The sequence below is a fragment of the Mycobacterium sp. UM_WGJ genome, assembly GCF_000455125.1.
Lineage (GTDB): Bacteria > Actinomycetota > Actinomycetes > Mycobacteriales > Mycobacteriaceae > Mycobacterium.
Map to the genome: position 1 here is coordinate 1 of NZ_AUWR01000046.1, position 18,730 is coordinate 18,730.

Here is an 18,730-nt window from a genome sequence, read left to right on the forward strand (position 1 = left end):
CCATGGACGCAGAGTCAACGTTCTTTCGACCCCTGATCGCTTAGCATCGCCGGTATGAATCGGATTCTGGGTGCAGCCGTGTTCGTCGGGAGCGCCGCCATCGCCTTACTCGGCAGTGCACCGGCCTTCGCCGACGACGCGAGCTATCTCGCGGCACTCGACGCCAACGGTGTCTTCAAGTCCGGTCCGCCCAACGCGCGCCTGTCGGCCGGACACCGGTTCTGCAACCAGCTTCGCAGCGGCTCCTCGGTCGATCAGGTCGTCAACGATTACGTGCGTCGCCCGTCATTCGGCGGACCGTCGATGGTCGACGATCTGACTGTCAACCTGCGCCCGGTGATCGACATCGCGCAGCATGAACTGTGCCCTGACACCCTGCACTGATTCGCCGGTTCAGCTGCTGGAGGTCTTAGTCGCCGGGTTGGAACCGATGAGCGGACCGGTCGAGTATCTCGTCGATCAGCGGGATGTCGACATCGCCGTCGGAGATCACCGCCGGCTCCCACAGCCCGGCGTCCAGGTCATACTTCTCGGTGAGGAAACGCAGCCGGTAGGCCTGCTGGGCGCGTTCGAAGGTCTGCTGGGCAATGCGTGCGTTGAGCCCGCCGTTGACCACCGCACCCAAGATCGGAACTGCCTGCGCCAGCTTGCGTTTGGCCAAGCGGAAGCCGAGCGCCATGGAGACCTGACTGATCACGTTGTCCGCCTGCTGCGGCTGTAGTTGGTGCCACGTCTCCTGCCGCATCATCTGCTGGGTCAGACGCGACAGCGACGCCAAGGCGGCGGTCTTCTCCGCGGAGTTGCCGGCGGAGGAATAGGCGATCACCCCTGATGCGAACGCCTGCTCGTCGGGCTCGCGGACGTCGTAACCGTAATGCGCCGCAACCAATGCCACGATCCGGCCCATGCCGACCAGTACCGCGGTCACGTCCGCCACGACGGCCGAGGCGGCGACGGTCATGGTCGTGCCGCCGGTGACCGCGCTGGTCACCGCCGTACCGGTCACCGCCAGCGAGGACGCCGCGCCTTCGGCAATGGCCAGGGCAACGTAGCGTTCCTTGCGGCGCGGGACCGAGTGGTCGCAGTGCTTCAGGTCGAGGTTCTTGACCTCGCTGTAGGACCGCACCGTGAGGCCCTCATCGGCGAACATCGCAAAGACGTTGGCCGGTTTGACCGAATTGAGCCCGCGCTCGACCAGCACGGTGTGCAAGGCTTCCAACGCCTTGGTGGTGACCTGGTCCAACTTGCCGATTGCCGCGGTGACGCCCGGGACCCGCTCGACCCCGGAGCGGACTTGGGAGACCACGCCTTTGGCGCGATCGGCGATGCCCTGGTTCAGTCCTTCGAACCATCCGGGCGGTTCGGCGCCGGTGGCCGCCTCCAGCAGCGCGTCCCATTGCTTGCGCTCATAAGAGGACATGACCGGCCGACGGGACTGAGCCACGTCGAAAATCCTATCGCTCACCGCCGGTCGAGGGGGGCGAAGATCTAGGCCCATCGGCGAACCAAGCGGGATCTCGCCCGCGGCCACGACGGCCTGGGTCAGCGGCGGCGCGCGAATCGGGTCGTCACGCTCGACCTCTGCCAGCGCCTGCCTTGCGGGGTGAGTCCCTCCGTTGCGGCAAGGCCCTTGTCGCGCAGTGCGCTCGTCAGCCGGTTCCAAAGGGCGCACGACCCACCCACACCACATAATCGCTGACGATCGTCATTGACGGTCGTCAGTAATTACTGGTAGCGTTCGAAGATGACGACCGCCAGGGTCCCCAAGAAGACGCGATCGGCAGCCTCCGGCGTCCGGGAGGCCCGTCGACTCGAGACGAGGTCGCGACTGTTTGAGGCCGCGGTGTCGGAGATCCGCCAGCACGGACTGGCCGGCGCTGACATCAGCGCCATCGCCACCGCAGCAGGCGTGGCCCGGGGCACGTTCTACTTCCACTTTCCGACCAAGGAACACGTCCTGATCGAGGTCGAACACAACGAGGAGACGCGGATCATCAGCGAACTCGGTGATGCCGAAGGCGATCTGACGTCGGTTCTTTCCCGACTCGTCCATTACGTCCTGCGCGCCAAGCACCGTTTGGGAGCAGAGGTATTCCAAGACATGCTCGGCCTGCATTTCTCCTCCACCCGCCCCGTCGAGAACGAATTGAGGCAGCACCCGCTCGCGGAATTCGTGGTAGACCTCATCGCGCGAGCGCAGGCCGCCAACCAAGTTCCCCAGCAAAGCGACGCCGCGGAACTCGGAACGTTCTTCCTCACCGGTCTTTTCGCCCTGTTATCCACCGGAGCCCACGATCCGACACTGCTGAATCGGTACGTATCAATGATCGTCAAGGGAATGGAGATCCGATGAACGGCACCGGAATTGACGGATACCGCGACTACTTGCGCCAGCGCGATGGAGAAGCGGACCTGTTGAATCGGCGGTTGGCCAACCGCGAGGAGTTCTTCGGTCGACTCGAAGCCAATCCGGTTCGGTCAGCGAAAGCCGTTGACCGAAAGACGTTTCTTCGCAACCTACGCAGCCGGCGACCCGATCGCGCCCTGGACCAAACCATGCTGTTCCTGCTGGCAACCGCCAAACTCAATCAGGCAGAACGTTTCGGCGTCGGACTCGGCGAGACTTACGGGCGCAACAGTGACGACAACCGGCCACCCGAGAACGTCTACCTCGAACTCGAAGAGCATTACCACACCAGACTGTTGGCCTACGCGCTCGACGTATTCGGCCTGCCATTCCAAGTTGTTCCACCGCGATTCGTCATGCGACAGTTCGTCAAGACCGGCGTATTCGTCCCCGAGCGACTCGGTTTTCTGTTCGTCGGCGCGGCCGAGATGGCCGGCTGCATCATGTTCGACGAGTTACGTCGCGCCGGCACTGCGCTGTTCGCCGACGAGCCCGAAGTCGCCGAACGCATCGAACTGCTCTATAGCGAGATTTTGACCGACGAAATCGGCCATGTCGGTTACTGCGCATCGCGCTGCACGTCGGGCGAGCGGGCGATCATGCGCCGTATCTACCCGCTGATCGGGCGACTGATCGCCCGACAGACAGCCGAGATCGACATGCTGATCGAGCCCAAGGTGCTACGCGCCCGGCTGGATCGCCCTTTCGACCTCGCAGAACTCCGTGCCGAGCTGACCAACCCGACCTACGTCGTGACACACCCCTAGCGCCGCGCCGGTCGGCTCGCTCGCCGATCCGAGCCCTTCTGCGATAGCCGACGGCATCGCGTGTTGCCAGGAGTCGTGGCGAGAACCGCCTACGAGGCTCTATCAGCAGTAATGCTCGCCGTCCGCCTTCGAATCGCGGTGAACGAAAAGTAACGCTAAGGTGAACACCGGGTGAACTACTGTTTGCCTGACGCGCCAGAACGTGTGTTGTTGTAAGCCGAGTTCGAAGGATTACTTCCCCATGTCTACTCATCCGATCTCCAGATCAATCATCGCCATCGCCGCCTTCGGCGCAGTTGCCTTCGTGGGCGCCCACAATCCGCCGGTCGCTCGCGCCGACATCCCCGCCAACTGCGATTCCCGACCCTGGGGGTTTCTGGGCAGAGAGACGCGTGTCATCTGCGATTCGCCGATCCGCCCAGACGGCTATTGGACACGCGACCGGATCATCGGGATTCCCGCCCACTATGAGAACGCGACCAGCCGCTGCTCTAACAGCGGGTACTACAGCAACTGCACGTATTACCCCGGTGGCTGGGTCAGCACCCACATATCAAGCCAAGAGACTTACCAGGTCCGCGCCGACAACGTTCTGCCCGACGAGCCAGGACACATGCCTGACCCGGCCCCGCTGCCCCCGCCGCCCGAGAATGCCACTCCCCCAAACAACTCCGGACCGGTACTGAGCAACCACATCACCCCTATCGGCCCCCAGGGTTGAGGGTTGAGATCGCGAATTTGCGGAGATCCAACCGGAGGGACAAGTAAGCGAACTAACGTCCGGTCGGCGCGGCAGCACTCCACCATGACCGCGACCACGCGACGTTGCGGCGTAGAGCGCTCCGCTCGACGCAATCGAACAGTAGCCTTCATCTCGACCGGCACCGTCGCTCTACGAGGAGTCGAACAAACCGCATGTGTACTGCGTGTGAGTGGGAGCCCCATCTGGCCCAGTACGGCCTCCAGACAACTCATCGGACTGTGGCGCGGGCTTCCGGGGCGATGGTGGCCGAAGGGACGACCAGCTTGTCTTCGACGGCGACTCCGGCTCCTGCCTTCTCCGGAGCCTCATCCCCGAGAGCCACGGCCGGTCCAGCGGACTTCGTCTTCCACAATGGCCGGGTCTACACCGTCTCCGATGCCGATCCGTGGGCGGAAGCCATTGCAGTCAAAGGCAACACGATCAGCTACGTGGGCGATGAGGCAGGTGCGTTGGCGCTCGCCGGGCTGGACACCGAGGTGATCGACCTTGGCGGCCAGTTGCTGATGCCGGGTTTCGTCGAAGGCCACATCCATCCCTTCCTCGGGGCATTTCTGAGTCACGGAGTCGACCTCCAACTGCCTACCGGAGCGGATGCCCTCGATGCCATCGCCGAATACGCCAGAGCCAATCGGGACGGCCCCGTTCGCGGCTTCGGTTGGCGGGTAGACATGTTCGGCCCGGAGGGGCCGACCCGGCACGAACTCGACAGAATCTTGCCCGATCGCCCGGGATTCTTCTTCGCGATCGATGGCCACAGCATGTGGGCCAACAGCAAGGCTCTCGAGATAGCCGGGATCAACCGCGACACCAAAGACCCAGTTCCGGGATTCAGCTATTACGTTCGCGACGACACGGGCCAGCCCACCGGATACGTCCTCGAGACCGATGCCGTGCTGAGCCTCGTCAACGCCATCGAGCCGATCAGCCCCGAGGGCATGCAACGACTGCTGGAGGGCTGGCTTTCCAAGGCCTCCGAGGCCGGCATCACCTCGGTCTTCGATGCCGGTGTGCCACCCGTCGGCGGTGACCAGGGCGATATCATCGCGCTGTATACAAACCTCGAAAACGAGGGGCGGCTGCCGTTCCGCGTGGTCGCCTCCTACCTGGTCAAATCGCCTCCGGTGGGCGATGTCGTACGGAAATTCAATGCTTTGCGCGATCGGGTCTCTTCGGAACTCGTCCAAGTCAACGTCGTCAAGGTGATCGGCGACGGTACCCAGGGCGGCTACACGGCCTGGCTCATCGACCCCTATGCCGACAAGCCGGATTGCACGGGCTCGTCCCCGTTCACCGAAAAGCAGTGGCGACAGGTCATCCGCGATGTCGATGCAGCCGGTTTCGATGTCCACGTGCACGCCTGCGGCGAGCGGGCAACCCGCACCGCCCTGGATTCGATCGGTGACGCGATCGCCACCAACCCGCCTCGCGATCGCCGGCACTCTGTCGCGCATTTGGTCTATGTCCAGGACCCGGACAGCGAGCGTTTCGGTGCGATGGGTGTCATCGCCCAGTTCTCCGCCAACTGGATGTCGGCCGATCCCGACACCGTCACGAATATGGCGGCGCGCTATGGGCTACCGCGCCAAGACCTCATGTATCGCATCCAGGACGTGCTGAAGTCCGGCGGCCGAGTTTCGCTAGGTACGGACTGGCCCGCGGCTGGCTATTTCTCGACGTACAAGCCGCTGGATTCGATCCAGATCGCCGTCACGCGACAGCTCGTGGGCACGCCAGGTGCGCAAGTGCTGGCACCCGCCGACCAAGTGCTATCGAGCGCTGAGGCCGTACACGCCAACACGATGGGTGCTGCCTACCAACTCCGTCTCGACGACAAAGTCGGCTCAGTGGAAGTCGGAAAGCTCGCCGATCTGATCGTGCTGGACAAGAACATCTTGGAAATCGATCCGCACGAGATCCACACCGCCGAAGTCACCTTGACGATGATGAACGGCCAAATTCGCCACCGGGCGTAGCAGAAACAAGAAAGCCCCAAAACTAAATGGGGCTTTATCCAGTGGACCTAAGAGGACAACTATCGAACCCCGCGCCCGCCCTGCTGCGCGTGCTCGAACGCGAGAAGGATAAGGGTACTGCGGATTCTGCGGCCTTCTCCGCCGACGCGGCCGGCCGAAACAGCTCTAAAACTCCGGGACAGTCACCGTAGCGGTAAGCCGCAGGACTGTAACGGCCGGCAAACGGTTTCGCATTACTGTCCCGAATCATCGATAGGCACTCGACCGCCCGTGCTACTAATGGCGCCGTGACCGACCTGCACCGATCGTCACCGTCGCGGCCCGAGTGGAGCACTCCCCGCATGGAGCGCGGTTCGCATCGGCGGCCGAATCAGGCCGGTGCCCACCGGATCGGAAACGAGGCGGGCCGCCGTCCCCGTCGGTATTACCCGATCTCCGAAATCCTGCATATTCCGGATGCGCCCGCGCCGCGGAAGCCCGCACCGGCCTCCGGCTGGCGCAAACTGGTTTACGCGGCCTCCTTCCACGGCATCAACGCGGGGGAATCGCGAATTGAACAGCATTACCGTGTCCTTCGAGACCAGATCCGTCAGCGCATGCACAAACACCTGGTCATCGGCGTGGTCTCCGGTAAAGGCGGGGTCGGTAAGACCACGCTGACCACATGTATCGGCGGAATCTTCCGGGAATGCCGTTCAGACAACGTGGTGGCGATCGACGCCGCACCGGGCTTCGGGACATTGGCCGACCGGATCGATAGCGACGCACCTGACGGCTACACCGAGATCATCACCAAGAGTCCTATTGCGGGCTACACCGATATCCGAGAACATCTCGGCCACAACAACGTCGGTTTGGATGTGCTGTCGGGAAATCAGACATCCGATCAGCCTCGTCCACTGGTGCCGTCGATGCTGAACGAGGCGTTGGCCCGCCTGCGCCGTACGCACCAGATCGTCCTGATCGACACATCTGACAATCTGGACCATCCGGTGATGAAGACGGTATTCAACTCCTGCGACGCTTTGATCTTTGTGTGCGGGCTGACCGGCGATACCTCCCTGCCGGTCGCCCGTTCCATCGATCTGCTGCGCTCCATGGACTACGACGAGCTGTTGGCGCGTTCGATGGTCATCCTCAACGACAGCCGGAACCACGCCACTGCGAATGCGCGACGCTACCTCACCGACCTGTTCACCGAAGCCGAGATCCCCGCCGAATACATGCCATACGATCCGCACCTTGCCCGCGGCGGAATCATCGACACCCAGAATGAGCTTCGTCCCCAGAGCCGGCTACGCCTGTTCGAAATCGCGGCGACACTGGCGGAAAAACATGGGCGCAAATCCGATCCGCTGAACTGACCGGGCGCGACGACCTGATCTGCACAAACTCTGTGGAGCTAAGGGGAATCGAACCCCTGACCTTCTCGATGCGAACGAGACGCGCTACCAACTGCGCTATAGCCCCTGACCGCTAGGAGATTACCAGCCCCCAGCCGGTGCCCTGAAACCGAGACCTATTGACCGGATGCGCGTGCCAGGTCGCCGCGCCAGCCGTACCGTTCGGCGCTGGAGGTGTATTCCAGGTGCTCGAACACCGGGTCCTCGTCGTCGATCTCCAGCACCGCCACACCCGGACGGCGCAGCCGTGACGGCACCACCTCGAACGCGTCGGTGTGCAGACTTTCGCGCTGCGTACGCGGCCGCTCGGAACGCCGTGCGCGGCGCGCCCGCACCTGCTGCTCGATTCGCGTCTGACGGCGCAGGTAGGCCAGATAGAGCACCGTCGCACCCGCGGCGCCGCCACAGATCCACCAGGCGGTGGGCGCCACGGTGAAGGCGGTGAGCGCCGAGAGCACCAAGACGACCGCCAGCGACATCAACACCCGCTTGCGGAACTCGTACTTACGCGCGCTGACCGCCGCAGCGGTGTCGATACGAGGCCGGCGACCGCGGGCCGACAGACCCGCCGCGCCCGCCCTGGTGGACTCCGCCGCAGGCTCCAGGCCGGAGCTGTCCTCGACGTATTCGTACTCGTAGCCGTCGGCTTCACCCTCGGCAGCCGGCTCCCCGTCGGCCTCCTCCTCGGCCTCGGCTTCCGCCTTGGCCGCCAGGGCCTCGGCCGCCAGGGCGGCCTCCTCCGCAGCGCGAGCTTCCGCCTCAGCGGCGGCCTCGGCTTCGGCCTGGGCGCGCGCCTCCGCCTCCACCTCGGCGGCCAGACCCGCGTCCGACAGCGGCAATTCGTCGGAGTCGTCGGCGACGACGTCCACGTCCAAGTAGTCGAGTTCAGCCTGCTCGCCGACCTGCGGCTCGGCGGCGACGAACACCGCCGCCGCGGCGACGAACACCCGCGAACCACCCTCGGCGGGTTCGGCCCCGGACTCGTCGACATCATCGATGTCGGTGTCCTCGAGGTCGTCGGCGCTGTGCTGCCAGTCGGGGTCGCTGCGGTGGCCGGTTGCCGGGCCGCCGCGCTTGAGCAGCCGGGCACTGGAACCACTGGTCAAGACCCGGGTCGCCAGGGCGACGTCGCTGGTACGACGCACCGCGTCACGCTTGCTGACCAGCATCGGCACCAGTACGAACAGCCAGAGGACGACCAGTGAGATCCAGAGCAATGATTGCGGGATGCTGGGCATGGTTGGCCTGCTCCTTTCCGAGCCAAGGCTAGGTGTGAGAGCCACACGACCTCGGATGACGCGCCGAACCAATTACACAGTTGTAATTTACTCGCTGACCTCGTCAGTCACAACTACCACACGGGTAACATTCGCCCGAATATTCGTCAGACCCGGGAGGCCCGGCCGGACTGGATCAGCGCCGAGGTCACCGATCCGGCGACCTCCTCCGTCGTCATCGCCACCAGTAGGTGGTCACGCCACCCGCCGTCGACGTCCAGGTAGCGCTGCAACAGCCCTTCCTGACGAAAGCCGACCTTGGCCAACACCGCCCGGCTGGCCGCGTTCTCCGGCCGGACGGTGGCCTCCACCCGGTGCAGCCGTACCGGCCCGAAGCAGTGGTCCAACCCGAGGGCCACCGCCCCGGTGGCCACTCCTCCCCCGGCCACCGCGCTGGACACCCAATAGCCGATCCAGGCCGAGCGCAGCGCCCCGTGGGCGATGTTGCCCACCGTCAGCTGACCGCAGAATCGGCCGTCGAGCTCGATCACGTACGGCAGCATCCGCCCATAGCGGGCCTCGGTCCGCAGGCTCGAACACAGCGGCGGCCAGGAGGCACTACCGTGCCGGGTCACCCAGTCCACCTCCACGCTGGGCTCCCACTGCTCCAGGTAGGCGCGGTCGGCCAGCCGGATCCGGCTCCACGCCACGCCGTCCCGCATCCGCACCGGCCGCAGCCGGATCACCCCTGCCGGCACCCGCAGGGGCCCCAGCACACTCGGCCAGCCGGGATGCTCAACGGCTTTGAACGGCCACAGATTGACCAACATGGACCCGGGTTCAGCCCCGCTGCGCCAGGAAGGCGACATCCACCAACTCGCCGGCGGCGATCTGCTCGACCTCCTCGGGAACCACGACCAGGCAGTTCGCCTCGGCCAACGTGGCCAACAAGTGCGACGCAGTGCCGCCACCCGCCCCCAGCACCTGCACCAGGTACTCGCCGGTGTCTTCGTCGCGCATCAGCTGGCCGCGTAAGAATCCCTTCCGTCCGGGCATCGAAGCGATCGGCCCGAGGGTGCGCGCCTGCACCATCCGGCGCATTGGCTCACGCTTGCCCAGCGACAGCCGGATCAACGGGCGAATCATCACCTCGAACACCACTAGCGCGCTCACCGGGTTGGTGGGCAACAGAAACGTCGGCACACCCTCGGGGCCGAGCTGGCCGAACCCCTGCACCGAACCGGGGTGCATCGCGATCCGGGCGACCTCCATGTCACCGAGATCGGACAGCGCCGCGCGCACCTCATCGGCCGCAGCGCCCCCGACCCCACCGGCGATCACCACCACCTCGGCGCGATTGAGCTGTCCCTCGACGACCTCGCGCAGCTTCTTGGGGTCATGGCTGACGATGCCCACCCGGTTGACCTCAGCGCCCGCGTCACGACCGGCCGCGGCCAGCGCGTAGGAGTCGACGTCGTAGACCTGCCCGTTGCCGGGCGTGCGATTGACGTCGACCAGTTCGCCGCCCACCGCCATGACCGAGACGCGGGGGCGCGGGTGGACCAGTACGCGATCGCGCCCGACAGCGGCCAGCAGCCCCACCTGAGCCGCCCCGACCACCGTGCCGGCGCGCACCGCCACATCGCCGGGTTGCACGTCATCGCCGACCCGGCGCACATAGTCGCCCGGGCGGACGCCCCGCAACACCCGCACGCGGGAGTTCCCACCGTCAGTCCAGCGCAGCGGAAGCACCGCATCGGCCAGCGTGGGCATCGGCGCCCCGGTCTGAATCCGGGTGGCCAACTTGGGTTGCAGCCGAGTGGGCGTGCGGGCGCCGGCTTCGATGACACCCAACACCGGCAGGGTGACGACGGTATCGGCGGCATCATCGCGTCCGGCCCCAGCAGAGCTCTCGCCGATCGCGTCGGCACCCAGGACATCAACGCTGCGCACCGCGTAACCGTCGATGGCGGCCTGGTCGAAGGCGGGCATCGGCCGCTCGGCGACCACTTCCTCCGCACACATCAAGCCCTGCGCCTCGGCGATCGCCACCCGGACCGGGCGGGGCGCTACCGCGGCAGCCGAAACCCGGGCCTGCTGCTCCTCAACCGAACGCACGGTGTGCCTTTCTCCGTTGCAGCCTCGGTCCGATTCTCCGCAGACGTCAGCTCAGTTCTCCGCCAAGCCCAGCCGCGCCACCAACCACCGGCGCAGATCTGGACCGTAGTCATCGCGGTCCAAGGCAAAGTCAACCGCAGCTTTGAGGTAGCCGCCCGGATTTCCCAGGTCGTGTCGCGACCCCCGGTGCACCACGACGTGTACGGGATGGCCCTCGGCGATCATCAGCGCGATGGCGTCGGTGAGTTGCACCTCGCCGCCGGCCCCGCGGTCGATGCGCCGCAACGCGTCGAACACGGCCCGGTCCAGCACGTAGCGGCCCGCCGCGGCATACATCGACGGTGCGTCTTGCGCCTTGGGCTTCTCGACCATCCCCTTGACTCGCATCACGTCCGGGTTGTCACCGTCGGGCAGCGGCTCGACGTCGAAGACGCCGTAGGCGCTGACCTCCTCGGGGCTGACCTCGATCGCGCACAGCACGGTGCCGCCCCGGCGGGCACGCACCGCCGACATGGTCTCCAACACCCCGGTGGGCAGCACCAGGTCGTCGGGCAGCAGGACCGCCACGGCATCCTCGTCGTCGGACAAGGTGGGCTCGACACAGCTGATGGCATGCCCCAGACCCAGCGGCTCGGCCTGCACCACCGACTCGACTTTGATCAACTGCGGGGCCCGGCGCACCTTGGCCAGCATCGCCTTCTTACCGCGAGCCTCCAGCGTGCCTTCCAGCACCAGGTCTTCGACGAAGTGCGCCACCACGCCGTCCTTGCCTTCGGAGGTGATGATCACCAACCGCTCGGCACCGGCCTCGGCCGCCTCGGCGGCGACCAACTCGATGCCGGGGGTGTCGACGACCGGCAACAGTTCTTTGGGCACGGTCTTGGTAGCGGGCAGGAAACGGGTGCCCAAACCCGCCGCGGGCACAATGGCGGTGCGCGGAATCGGGACCTTCGGCGTGGGCATTGCTCACACGATAACCGCAATCCACTTCGCCTCTTCGGCTGGCGGTGGGCGAGCCGTTGCTGACAGTCTGGTTGCCGTGACCGACGACGCGGTGGTGGCCGCCAAGTCCGCGTTGCGGGCGCGGCTGCTCGCCGACCGACGCGCGGTAACCCCCGCTGTGCACGAGGCCGAGGCCGCGGCGCTGGCCGAGCACCTGGAGCGCCTCGCGGGCGAGGCCACCACGGTCTGCGCCTATGCGCCGGTGGGCAGCGAGCCGGGCTCGACCGCGATGCTCGCGGGCTTGGCCCGTCGCGGCGCGCGCGTGTTGTTACCGGTGGTGCGCACCGAGGACGACGGCACCCCGATGGCGCTGCTGTGGGGCGAATACCGGCCCGAGCATCTCACCACCGCCCGGTTCGGACTGCTCGAACCACCGGAACCCTGGCTGGCCGCTGACGCGCTGGCCGAGGCGGACCTGATCGTGGTGCCGGCGGTGGCCGTCGACCGCCGGGGCGCGCGGCTGGGGCGCGGCGCCGGGTTCTACGACCGCTCGCTGCGGTGGCGCAGGCCGCAGGTTCCGCTGGTCGCGGTGGTTCGCGACGCGGAGCTTCTCGATGAACTGCCCGCGGAGCCCCACGACGTGCCGATGACCCACGCCGTGACGCCCGGGCTCGGTGTGGTGGCGCTGGGCTGACGTCGAGGTGGCCTGAGCACGAGTCCTGGAATGAGGAAGGCCACATGGTGGTTCTAGCACTTAGCACGGTAGAGTGCTAAGCCGATTGTTCGATCCACGGAGGTTCACGTGCCCACCTACAGCTATGCCTGCACCGAGTGCAGCAACCGCTTCGACGTGGTCCAGGCCTTCACCGACGACGCGCTGACCACCTGCGAGGAGTGCAACGGCCGGCTGCGCAAGATCTTCGGCAAGGTCGGCGTGGTCTTCAAGGGCAGCGGCTTCTACCGCAACGACAGCCGCGAAGCGGGTAAGTCGGGGAAGTCAACGTCCAACGGTTCCAGCAACGGCAGCAGCTCGGCCAGCTCTTCGGCCTCCAGCGACTCGGGCAGCAGTTCGGGCGAGAGCAGCACCAAATCGACCGACAGCGGCTCCACGTCCGGCGACAGCGCCAAGGCCAGCGCCTCCTCGTCGGCGTCTGCGAAGCCCGCGACCGCCTCGGCGTAGTTCGTTATCCACAGCCCGGCGCCCCGGCCGGCGATCCGTTGTGGGCCGGCCGCCTAGCGTGGCGCCATGGGCGACTCGCTCAACCCCACACTTGCCAGCCGGATCTCGCTGGCACTGCGTCCGGACTGGACTCGCACCGTGCGCGCCCGGCGAATCACCGCCGGCGCTCTGGTCGTGTTGGCCGGCGTCACGGCGATGCGCTCCAACCCGCAGGGTGAACAGCTCGACGTCGTAGTGGCACGCCGCGACATCGCGCCGGGCACCGCCTTGACCATCGACGACCTTTCCCTCGAAAGCCGTTCGGCTCGAACGGTTCCCGACGGTGCTGCCACTGATGTGGCCGAGGCGGCAAAGATGACGCCAGCCGGTCCGGTCCGCCGCGGCGAGATACTCACCGATGTACGCATGCTGGGCCGCCGGCTCACCGAGGCGGCCGCCGGACCCGATGCCCGCATCGTGGGGGTGCATCCGGCCGACGCCGCGCTGATCGATCTGGTGCGCCCCGGCGACGTGGTCGACGTCGTGACGGCCGCCCCCGAGGATGTCGCCGGCCCGCCAGGTGCCGCTCGGGTGCTCGCCAGCGGCGGGATCGTGGTCTCGGTGTCGGGCAAGCACAATCAGGATGACCGGGTGGTACTGGTGGCGTTGCCGGCCACCGCGGCGGTGGCGGTGGCCGGCGCCACGCTCGGTCAGGCTGTCACGCTCACCCTGCGCTGATCCCCGCTATGCGGCGGTGGCGGGCTGGACGCTGGCGCAGAACTTGCACTTGTTGGCATCGGCGGCGATTTCGGACTTGCACTCCGGGCAGGTCTTGGTCGGTGCCGGGTCGCCGAACACGGTGGTCCCGCGGCGCTTCTGGATGTGCTTGTAGGGCAACACGATCAGGAAGTAGATCGTGGCCATGAACACCACGAAGTAGACGATCGCGGAGATGAATGCACCGAGGTCGATGAACGTCGCCTCGTTGCCCTCCGCCCCCAATTGGTAACCCAGCCCCAGCCCGGACGTGTCGGGCTGCGCGGCCGAGACCAGCGGGTTGATCACGCTGTCGGTGAAGGCCTTGACCAGGTTGGAAAACGCCAGCGCCACCACCAGACCGATGGCGACCGTGATGACGTCGTCGCGCATCAGGAAATTTTTGAACCCCTTGAGCACCGCAACTCCCCTTCCGTACAGATGCACTGCGAAGCGGCGCCACGCCGCCTACGGCGAACCGTAATAGCCGCCGTGGAGTCCATACGGGCGATTTCGCGAAGTCGAACCTCAACCGTGATGCGGCGGGATGTTGTCCCGCAACCAGCGCTCGCGTTCTTCAGCCTCTCGAGCGTCGTCGGGATCGCGTTCGTCCGACGACGACTGGTGCTCTTCGAGTCCGGGCATGGCCGCCTAGATCTCCAGACTGGACAATTGGCCGATGATCGCTGCGGCCAGCGGGTTCAGCGTCGCCATCCCGTCGCGGACCGCCGCCCGGGACCCAGCCAGGTTGACCACCAGGGTGCTGCCTGAGACGCCGGCCAGACCACGCGAGAGCCCCGCGTCGGCAATGCCAGCGGACAGCCCCGAGGCGCGCAGCGCCTCGGCGATGCCGAGGATCTCGCGGTCCAGCAGCTCGCGGGTGGCCTCGGGGGTGACGTCGCGCGGGGTCACCCCGGTCCCACCCACCGAAACGACCAGGTCGACCCCGCCGATCACCGCCGTGTTCAGCGCGTTGCGGATCTCTACCTGGTCTGCGGCGACGGCGACTACACCGTCGACCATGAATCCGCCTTCGGCCAGCAACTCGGTGACCAACGGGCCACTTTGGTCCTCATCGCCGTGGGCGGTGCGGTCGTCAACAACGACGACGAGGGCGCGGCCGGCGAGTTCTCGGGACTGCTCCATGGGTGCAACCGTATATCCGGTTACCGCCGGCGTTTCAGCGAGGCTCGACGAAGGAGAGCCGAAGCTGGGACCGCCGCATGAACCGAGCGGACCCAGCAACCCGTCACTGCTGCGCTTTACCCAGCGTGACCTGCGCGGTCTTGGATGCTCCGCCGGCGTCTAGGTAGGTCAGCGTCACCTGGTCGCCGGGCGCCTTGGAGCGCACCGCGGCCACCAGCGCGTCGGCACTGCCGATGGGGCGCTTGTCGAAGGCCGTAACGGTCGCGCCCTCGGGCAGACCGGCCTTGGCGGCTGCCTCCCCAGGCACCACCTCGACCACCTTGGCGCCGTGCAGGCTGCGCTCGCTGGTGACGCGTACCCCCAGCGAGGCGTGCGACGCCGTGTGGTCCGGCGAGTTGATGAGTTCATCGGCGATCCGCTTGGCCTGATCCACCGGGATCGCGAAGCCGAGGCCGATCGAACCGCTCTGCGCTTCGGCCGAATCGCCGCCCATGGTGGCGATCGCGGAGTTGATGCCGACCAGGTCGCCGTTCATGTTGACCAACGCACCGCCCGAATTACCGGGATTGATGGCGGCATCGGTCTGGATCGCGTCGAGCACCGTGTTCTGGTTGCCCGACTCACCACTGGTGGAGACGGGCCGGTTGAGAGCGCTGACGATCCCGGTCGTCACGGTGCCTTCCAGGCCGAGCGGCGACCCGACCGCCACCACGTTCTGGCCCACCCGCAGATCCGCTGAGGACCCGATCGTGATCGGGGTCAGGTCCGAGACGCCCTGCGCACGCACCACGGCGATGTCGCTGGCTGGGTCCGTACCCACCACGGTGAACGGCGCGGTGCGGCCATCGGAGAAGGTCACCGTGGTCCTCGGGGCGCCCTTGGGAGCTCCGTCGGGCTTAGCGCCCGGGTCCAGCTTGGTGCTCGGGTCGGGCTTGGCGGCTGCGGCGGCCACCACGTGATTGTTGGTCAGAATCAGCCCGTCGGCCGACAGGATGATGCCCGAGCCCTCCTCGGACTGACGGCCCAGATCGGTCTCCAGCATGACGACGCTGGGCACCACCTTGGCCGCGACCTTCTCCACCGAGCCGTCCGGCAGATTGACCGCGGCCGGTACGCCCGGGGCCTGAATGCTCGGCAGGTGGCTTCCGGTGGCCACCGGCTTGTGATCGGAGTGCAGTGCCGACCCGACCACACCGCCCATCACACCGGACATCGCCGCGATTGCTACCGCCCCCAGCACCAGGCCGGTGCGGGACCGCCTCGGCTGTGCCCCGCCCGGGCCACGCCCGCCACCGGGACCGCTCGGAACACCGGGGCGACCGTAGGTGGCGTCGTAGGCGGAGCGATAAGCGGACTGCTGCTGACTCTGGTGCGGGGCGTAACGCCAGTCGTAGGGCGGCGGGTACGCACCTTGCGGGGGCCGGCCCGGGTAACCGGACTGTCCGCGTTGGTCCGCCGCCGGTGCACCAGCCGGGTTGGACCGTTCCGGTTGCTGAGACGGCGGGACGTACCCGGGGTAATTCGTCATGTTTTTTGCCTACTCCTAGGGACACGACTGCGGCGACGTTGCCTCACCACCATGCCTACGTGGACTGAGAAGCGCCTGTGACTGCTCCGACGGGTATTTCCGCCGTTGTGGGACCGCCGGGTAGCACCATCCGGAACGATGTCCCGGGGGGATGCCCACCGGGGATGGTCTCGCCGATGGTGATCGCTCCGCCGTGTTTGAGCACCACCTGTTTGACGATCGCCAGCCCCAGCCCAGATCCAGGCATGGCACGCGCGGAATCCGACCGGTAGAAGCGCTCGAAGACCAATTCCCGTTGGCTCTCCGGTATCCCCGGTCCCTCGTCCGAGACGACCATCTCCATGTGCGTCGGGTCGAGCTGCCGCATCCGCAATCCGACGACCCCGCCCGACGGGCTCCACTTGGCCGCGTTGTCGAGCAGGTTGAGCACCGCACGGGACAGGCCCGCCGCGTCGCCGTACACGTGCCAGGGGAGCACCTGGATGTCGAACTCGATGTCGTTGCGGCGCCGCCGAACCCGCTCCATGCTGCGGTCCACGACCTCGGTGACGTCGACCTGCTCGTAGGCGACCTCACGTTGGTCGTCGCGGGTGAGGTCCACCAGATCGCCTACCAGCGTGGACAATTCTTCGATCTGACCGATTGCGTCAGCACGCAGTTCGGCCATCTCCTCCTCCGGCAACTGCGGGGCGCCCGGGGCCGCGGACGCCATCAGCAGCTCGACGTTGGTACGCAGCGATGTCAACGGTGTCTTCAGCTCGTGTCCGGCGTCGGCGACCAGTCGCGCCTGCCGCTCTCGCGACTCGGCCAGGGCCCGCAACATGGCGTTGAACGCCTCGGTGAGGCGGGCCAATTCGTCGCTGCCGTATACCGGGATCGGTCTCAGGTCATCGGTGCGCGCCACCCGTTCGGCCGCTTCGGTCAGCCGGCCCACCGGTCTCAGCCCGGTTCTGGTGACCATGCCGCCGGCCACCGCGGCCACCACGACACCGACCCCGCCGACGACCAGCAGCACCCACCGCAGCTTCATCGTCACCGCGCGGGTGGGCGCCAAGCTCTTGGAGATCAGCAACGTGCTGCCATTGGGCAGATGCACAGCCAACACCCGCTGACCGGACGCGGTGCGGCGCGACAGGAACAGCTCGCCGCGGATGACGGCCTTCTCCTGCTGTCCGACCGGAAGCCGCTGCCCGGGCTGGTTGGCCGTATAGATCGACCGGCCCGGGTTGACCAGCATGGCGTTGACGTCGGAGTAGGCGGTGCCCTCGATCGCCTTGCGGGGATCGGCGGCCAGCGAACCACTGGCGATCAGCATCTCCGCGCGGCTCTGCAGCTGGTTGTCGATGTCGTTGTAGAGCGCAGCCGAGATCACGGCGTAGACGGCCACCGCCATCAGCACCACCACCAATGCCACCATCGACATCGCCAGCAGCATCACCCGCCAGCGCAGCGACAGGGAAGTCCTCTTCGCCTCTTCATCCTGTCGACGGCGGAAGGATTGCATCAGGGAGGAGTCTCGCGGAGCACGTAGCCCACTCCGCGCACGGTGTAGATCAGCCGCGGCTCACCTTCGGCTTCAGTCTTGCGGCGCAGGTACCCGATGTAGACCTCCAGCGCGTTGCCCGAGGTGGGGAAGTCGAAACCCCAGACCTCCTCGAGGATGCGGCTGCGGGTCAGCACCCGGCGCGGGTTGGCGATCAACATCTCCAACAGGGCGAACTCGGTGCGGGTCAGGCTGATCTGCCGGTCCCCGCGGGTAACCTCGCGGGTCACCGGGTCCAGCGTCAGGTCTTCGAACGACATCGCGACCGATTCGGACAGGTCCTCGGCGGTGGTCCGGCGCAGCAGCGCCCGCATCCGCGCCAGCAGTTCCTCCAGGGCGAACGGCTTCGGCAGGTAGTCGTCCGCACCGGCATCGAGGCCGGCCACCCGCTCGGACACCGAGTCTCGGGCCGTCAGCACCAGGATCGGCAGGTCGTCACCGGTGCTACGCAGCTGGCGACAGACTTCCAGTCCGTCCAGCCGCGGCATCATGACGTCCAGGATCATCGCGTCCGGACGATCGCTGGTGATTGCCTCGAGCGCCTCGACGCCGTCAGTGGCCAGCGAGACCGAGTAACCATTGAACGACAGAGACCTGCGCAACGACTCGCGCACAGCGCGATCGTCATCAACAACCAGTACCCGGGTAGCCATGGGTGCTATCCAATCATCCGAAAGGCGATCTGGAGGGTCAGGAGCCGGTCGTGTCGGAGCCTATTTAGCGGCGATCGAGGTCGATGAGGCCCAGGCGTGCGGCTTTGAGGAGGCGACGCGGCACCTTGTGCGCACGGCCGGCGACCGTCACGTTGACCAGGCCGGTTGCCTCAGCCTTCCACTGCGCGCGGCGACTACGAGTGTTCGCACGCGACATCCTGCGTTTCGGCACGGCCATGGTCGAGCCTCTCCTGTTGTTGGCATAGAGCCGCTCGATACCAGCGGCGGGACTATCCGAAAGGATAGCCGGTGACCAGCGTCGGCTCCAAAATAGCGGACCCGGCGGTTCAGCGAG

At 66.5% G+C, this 18,730-nt stretch carries 20 protein-coding genes and 1 tRNA gene; 9 read left to right on the plus strand and 12 right to left on the minus strand.

The window, feature by feature from the left end; translation table 11 throughout:
* The first annotated feature begins 54 nt into the window (after window positions 1-54).
* A complete protein-coding gene (locus N416_RS0114535; RefSeq protein ID WP_024442833.1) occupies window positions 55-384 on the plus strand; it encodes a DUF732 domain-containing protein in 330 nt (109 codons plus the stop codon).
* 25 nt (window positions 385-409) lie between these two features.
* On the opposite strand, the gene N416_RS0114540 is transcribed toward N416_RS0114535, so the two are convergent.
* Window positions 410-1,444 carry an EcsC family protein gene (locus tag N416_RS0114540; RefSeq protein ID WP_192830998.1) on the minus strand — a complete coding sequence of 345 codons (1,035 nt, stop codon included), beginning with the start codon at window positions 1,442-1,444 and terminating at the stop codon, window positions 410-412.
* 300 nt (window positions 1,445-1,744) lie between these two features.
* Between N416_RS0114540 and N416_RS0114545 the strand changes: the two genes are divergently transcribed.
* From N416_RS0114545 to N416_RS0114565, 5 genes are all read left to right on the plus strand, one after another.
* Window positions 1,745-2,353, plus strand: coding sequence for a TetR/AcrR family transcriptional regulator (locus tag N416_RS0114545; RefSeq protein ID WP_024442835.1), 609 nt, complete (start codon window positions 1,745-1,747; stop codon window positions 2,351-2,353).
* Entirely contained in the window at window positions 2,350-3,174 is an 825-nt protein-coding gene (locus tag N416_RS0114550) for a hypothetical protein (RefSeq protein ID WP_024442836.1), read from the plus strand. Before N416_RS0114545 ends, N416_RS0114550 begins: the two co-directional genes overlap by 4 nt.
* 241 nt (window positions 3,175-3,415) lie before the next feature.
* Window positions 3,416-3,895 carry a hypothetical protein gene (locus tag N416_RS0114555; RefSeq protein WP_036458119.1) on the plus strand — a complete coding sequence of 160 codons (480 nt, stop codon included), beginning with the start codon at window positions 3,416-3,418 and terminating at the stop codon, window positions 3,893-3,895.
* A gap of 194 nt (window positions 3,896-4,089) precedes the next feature.
* Window positions 4,090-5,910, plus strand: coding sequence for an amidohydrolase (locus N416_RS0114560; RefSeq protein ID WP_024442838.1), 1,821 nt, complete (start codon window positions 4,090-4,092; stop codon window positions 5,908-5,910).
* Window positions 5,911-6,197: 287 nt separating this feature from the next.
* On the plus strand, window positions 6,198-7,274 hold the full coding sequence (locus tag N416_RS0114565; protein ID WP_231384284.1) for a MinD/ParA family protein: 1,077 nt from the start codon (window positions 6,198-6,200) through the stop codon (window positions 7,272-7,274).
* A 33-nt stretch (window positions 7,275-7,307) separates the two neighbouring features.
* Here N416_RS0114565 and N416_RS0114570 read toward each other — a convergent pair.
* The 5 genes from N416_RS0114570 to N416_RS0114590 form a co-directional block, all read right to left on the minus strand.
* Window positions 7,308-7,380: transfer RNA gene (locus tag N416_RS0114570), tRNA-Ala, on the minus strand.
* A gap of 49 nt (window positions 7,381-7,429) precedes the next feature.
* Window positions 7,430-8,551, minus strand: coding sequence for a gephyrin-like molybdotransferase receptor GlpR (gene glpR, locus N416_RS0114575; protein ID WP_024442840.1), 1,122 nt, complete (start codon window positions 8,549-8,551; stop codon window positions 7,430-7,432).
* Between the two features lie 146 nt (window positions 8,552-8,697).
* A complete protein-coding gene (locus tag N416_RS0114580) occupies window positions 8,698-9,360 on the minus strand; it encodes a GNAT family N-acetyltransferase (RefSeq protein ID WP_024442841.1) in 663 nt (220 codons plus the stop codon).
* A gap of 10 nt (window positions 9,361-9,370) precedes the next feature.
* The gene (glp, locus tag N416_RS0114585) at window positions 9,371-10,648 is read right to left on the minus strand and encodes a gephyrin-like molybdotransferase Glp (protein WP_024442842.1); all 1,278 of its coding nucleotides are present in this window, start codon (window positions 10,646-10,648) and stop codon (window positions 9,371-9,373) included.
* A 51-nt stretch (window positions 10,649-10,699) separates the two neighbouring features.
* Window positions 10,700-11,611, minus strand: coding sequence for a UTP--glucose-1-phosphate uridylyltransferase (locus tag N416_RS0114590; RefSeq protein ID WP_024442843.1), 912 nt, complete (start codon window positions 11,609-11,611; stop codon window positions 10,700-10,702).
* Window positions 11,612-11,687: 76 nt separating this feature from the next.
* Between N416_RS0114590 and N416_RS0114595 the strand changes: the two genes are divergently transcribed.
* The 3 genes from N416_RS0114595 (at window position 11,688) to N416_RS0114605 (ending at window position 13,487) form a co-directional block, all read left to right on the plus strand.
* Complete coding sequence (locus N416_RS0114595; protein ID WP_231384291.1) at window positions 11,688-12,284, plus strand: 5-formyltetrahydrofolate cyclo-ligase; 597 nt, start codon at window positions 11,688-11,690, stop codon at window positions 12,282-12,284.
* A 108-nt stretch (window positions 12,285-12,392) separates the two neighbouring features.
* The gene (locus N416_RS0114600) at window positions 12,393-12,770 is read left to right on the plus strand and encodes an FmdB family zinc ribbon protein (RefSeq protein ID WP_024442845.1); all 378 of its coding nucleotides are present in this window, start codon (window positions 12,393-12,395) and stop codon (window positions 12,768-12,770) included.
* 66 nt (window positions 12,771-12,836) lie between these two features.
* Window positions 12,837-13,487: an SAF domain-containing protein gene (locus tag N416_RS0114605; protein WP_024442846.1), complete on the plus strand. Its 651-nt coding sequence runs from the start codon at window positions 12,837-12,839 to the stop codon at window positions 13,485-13,487.
* 6 nt (window positions 13,488-13,493) lie between these two features.
* Here N416_RS0114605 and N416_RS0114610 read toward each other — a convergent pair whose 3' ends face one another.
* From N416_RS0114610 to rpmF, 6 genes are all read right to left on the minus strand, one after another.
* The gene (locus N416_RS0114610) at window positions 13,494-13,952 is read right to left on the minus strand and encodes an MscL family protein (protein WP_369797605.1); all 459 of its coding nucleotides are present in this window, start codon (window positions 13,950-13,952) and stop codon (window positions 13,494-13,496) included.
* 204 nt (window positions 13,953-14,156) lie between these two features.
* Window positions 14,157-14,651, minus strand: a complete 495-nt coding sequence (locus tag N416_RS0114620) for a molybdenum cofactor biosynthesis protein B (protein ID WP_024442848.1) — start codon at window positions 14,649-14,651, stop codon at window positions 14,157-14,159.
* A gap of 103 nt (window positions 14,652-14,754) precedes the next feature.
* Window positions 14,755-16,179: a S1C family serine protease gene (locus N416_RS0114625; protein ID WP_024442849.1), complete on the minus strand. Its 1,425-nt coding sequence runs from the start codon at window positions 16,177-16,179 to the stop codon at window positions 14,755-14,757.
* 55 nt (window positions 16,180-16,234) lie between these two features.
* Window positions 16,235-17,683 (minus strand): HAMP domain-containing sensor histidine kinase, encoded by a 1,449-nt coding sequence (locus N416_RS0114630; RefSeq protein ID WP_024442850.1) that lies wholly within the window; start codon window positions 17,681-17,683, stop codon window positions 16,235-16,237.
* Window positions 17,683-18,375 carry a response regulator transcription factor gene (locus N416_RS0114635; RefSeq protein WP_024442851.1) on the minus strand — a complete coding sequence of 231 codons (693 nt, stop codon included), beginning with the start codon at window positions 18,373-18,375 and terminating at the stop codon, window positions 17,683-17,685. The genes N416_RS0114630 and N416_RS0114635 overlap by 1 nt, the downstream gene beginning before the upstream one ends.
* Window positions 18,376-18,439: 64 nt before the next feature.
* Window positions 18,440-18,613, minus strand: coding sequence for a 50S ribosomal protein L32 (gene rpmF / locus N416_RS0114640; RefSeq protein ID WP_024442852.1), 174 nt, complete (start codon window positions 18,611-18,613; stop codon window positions 18,440-18,442).
* Window positions 18,614-18,730 lie beyond the last annotated feature (117 nt).

Excerpts from the sequence above, each read along its gene's own strand:
- N416_RS0114535 (WP_024442833.1), top strand. The coding sequence starts at position 55 with ATGAATCGGATTCTGGGTGCAGCCGTGTTCGTCGGGAGCGCCGCCATC.
- N416_RS0114545 (WP_024442835.1), top strand. The coding sequence starts at position 1,745 with ATGACGACCGCCAGGGTCCCCAAGAAGACGCGATCGGCAGCCTCCGGC.
- N416_RS0114550 (WP_024442836.1), top strand. The coding sequence starts at position 2,350 with ATGAACGGCACCGGAATTGACGGATACCGCGACTACTTGCGCCAGCGC.
- N416_RS0114555 (WP_036458119.1), top strand. The coding sequence starts at position 3,416 with ATGTCTACTCATCCGATCTCCAGATCAATCATCGCCATCGCCGCCTTC.
- N416_RS0114560 (WP_024442838.1), top strand. The coding sequence starts at position 4,090 with ATGTGTACTGCGTGTGAGTGGGAGCCCCATCTGGCCCAGTACGGCCTC.
- glpR (WP_024442840.1), bottom strand. The coding sequence starts at position 8,551 with ATGCCCAGCATCCCGCAATCATTGCTCTGGATCTCACTGGTCGTCCTC.
- N416_RS0114580 (WP_024442841.1), bottom strand. The coding sequence starts at position 9,360 with ATGTTGGTCAATCTGTGGCCGTTCAAAGCCGTTGAGCATCCCGGCTGG.
- N416_RS0114590 (WP_024442843.1), bottom strand. The coding sequence starts at position 11,611 with ATGCCCACGCCGAAGGTCCCGATTCCGCGCACCGCCATTGTGCCCGCG.
- N416_RS0114605 (WP_024442846.1), top strand. The coding sequence starts at position 12,837 with ATGGGCGACTCGCTCAACCCCACACTTGCCAGCCGGATCTCGCTGGCA.
- N416_RS0114620 (WP_024442848.1), bottom strand. The coding sequence starts at position 14,651 with ATGGAGCAGTCCCGAGAACTCGCCGGCCGCGCCCTCGTCGTCGTTGTT.
- N416_RS0114625 (WP_024442849.1), bottom strand. The coding sequence starts at position 16,179 with ATGACGAATTACCCCGGGTACGTCCCGCCGTCTCAGCAACCGGAACGG.
- N416_RS0114630 (WP_024442850.1), bottom strand. The coding sequence starts at position 17,683 with ATGCAATCCTTCCGCCGTCGACAGGATGAAGAGGCGAAGAGGACTTCC.
- N416_RS0114635 (WP_024442851.1), bottom strand. The coding sequence starts at position 18,375 with ATGGCTACCCGGGTACTGGTTGTTGATGACGATCGCGCTGTGCGCGAG.
- rpmF (WP_024442852.1), bottom strand. The coding sequence starts at position 18,613 with ATGGCCGTGCCGAAACGCAGGATGTCGCGTGCGAACACTCGTAGTCGC.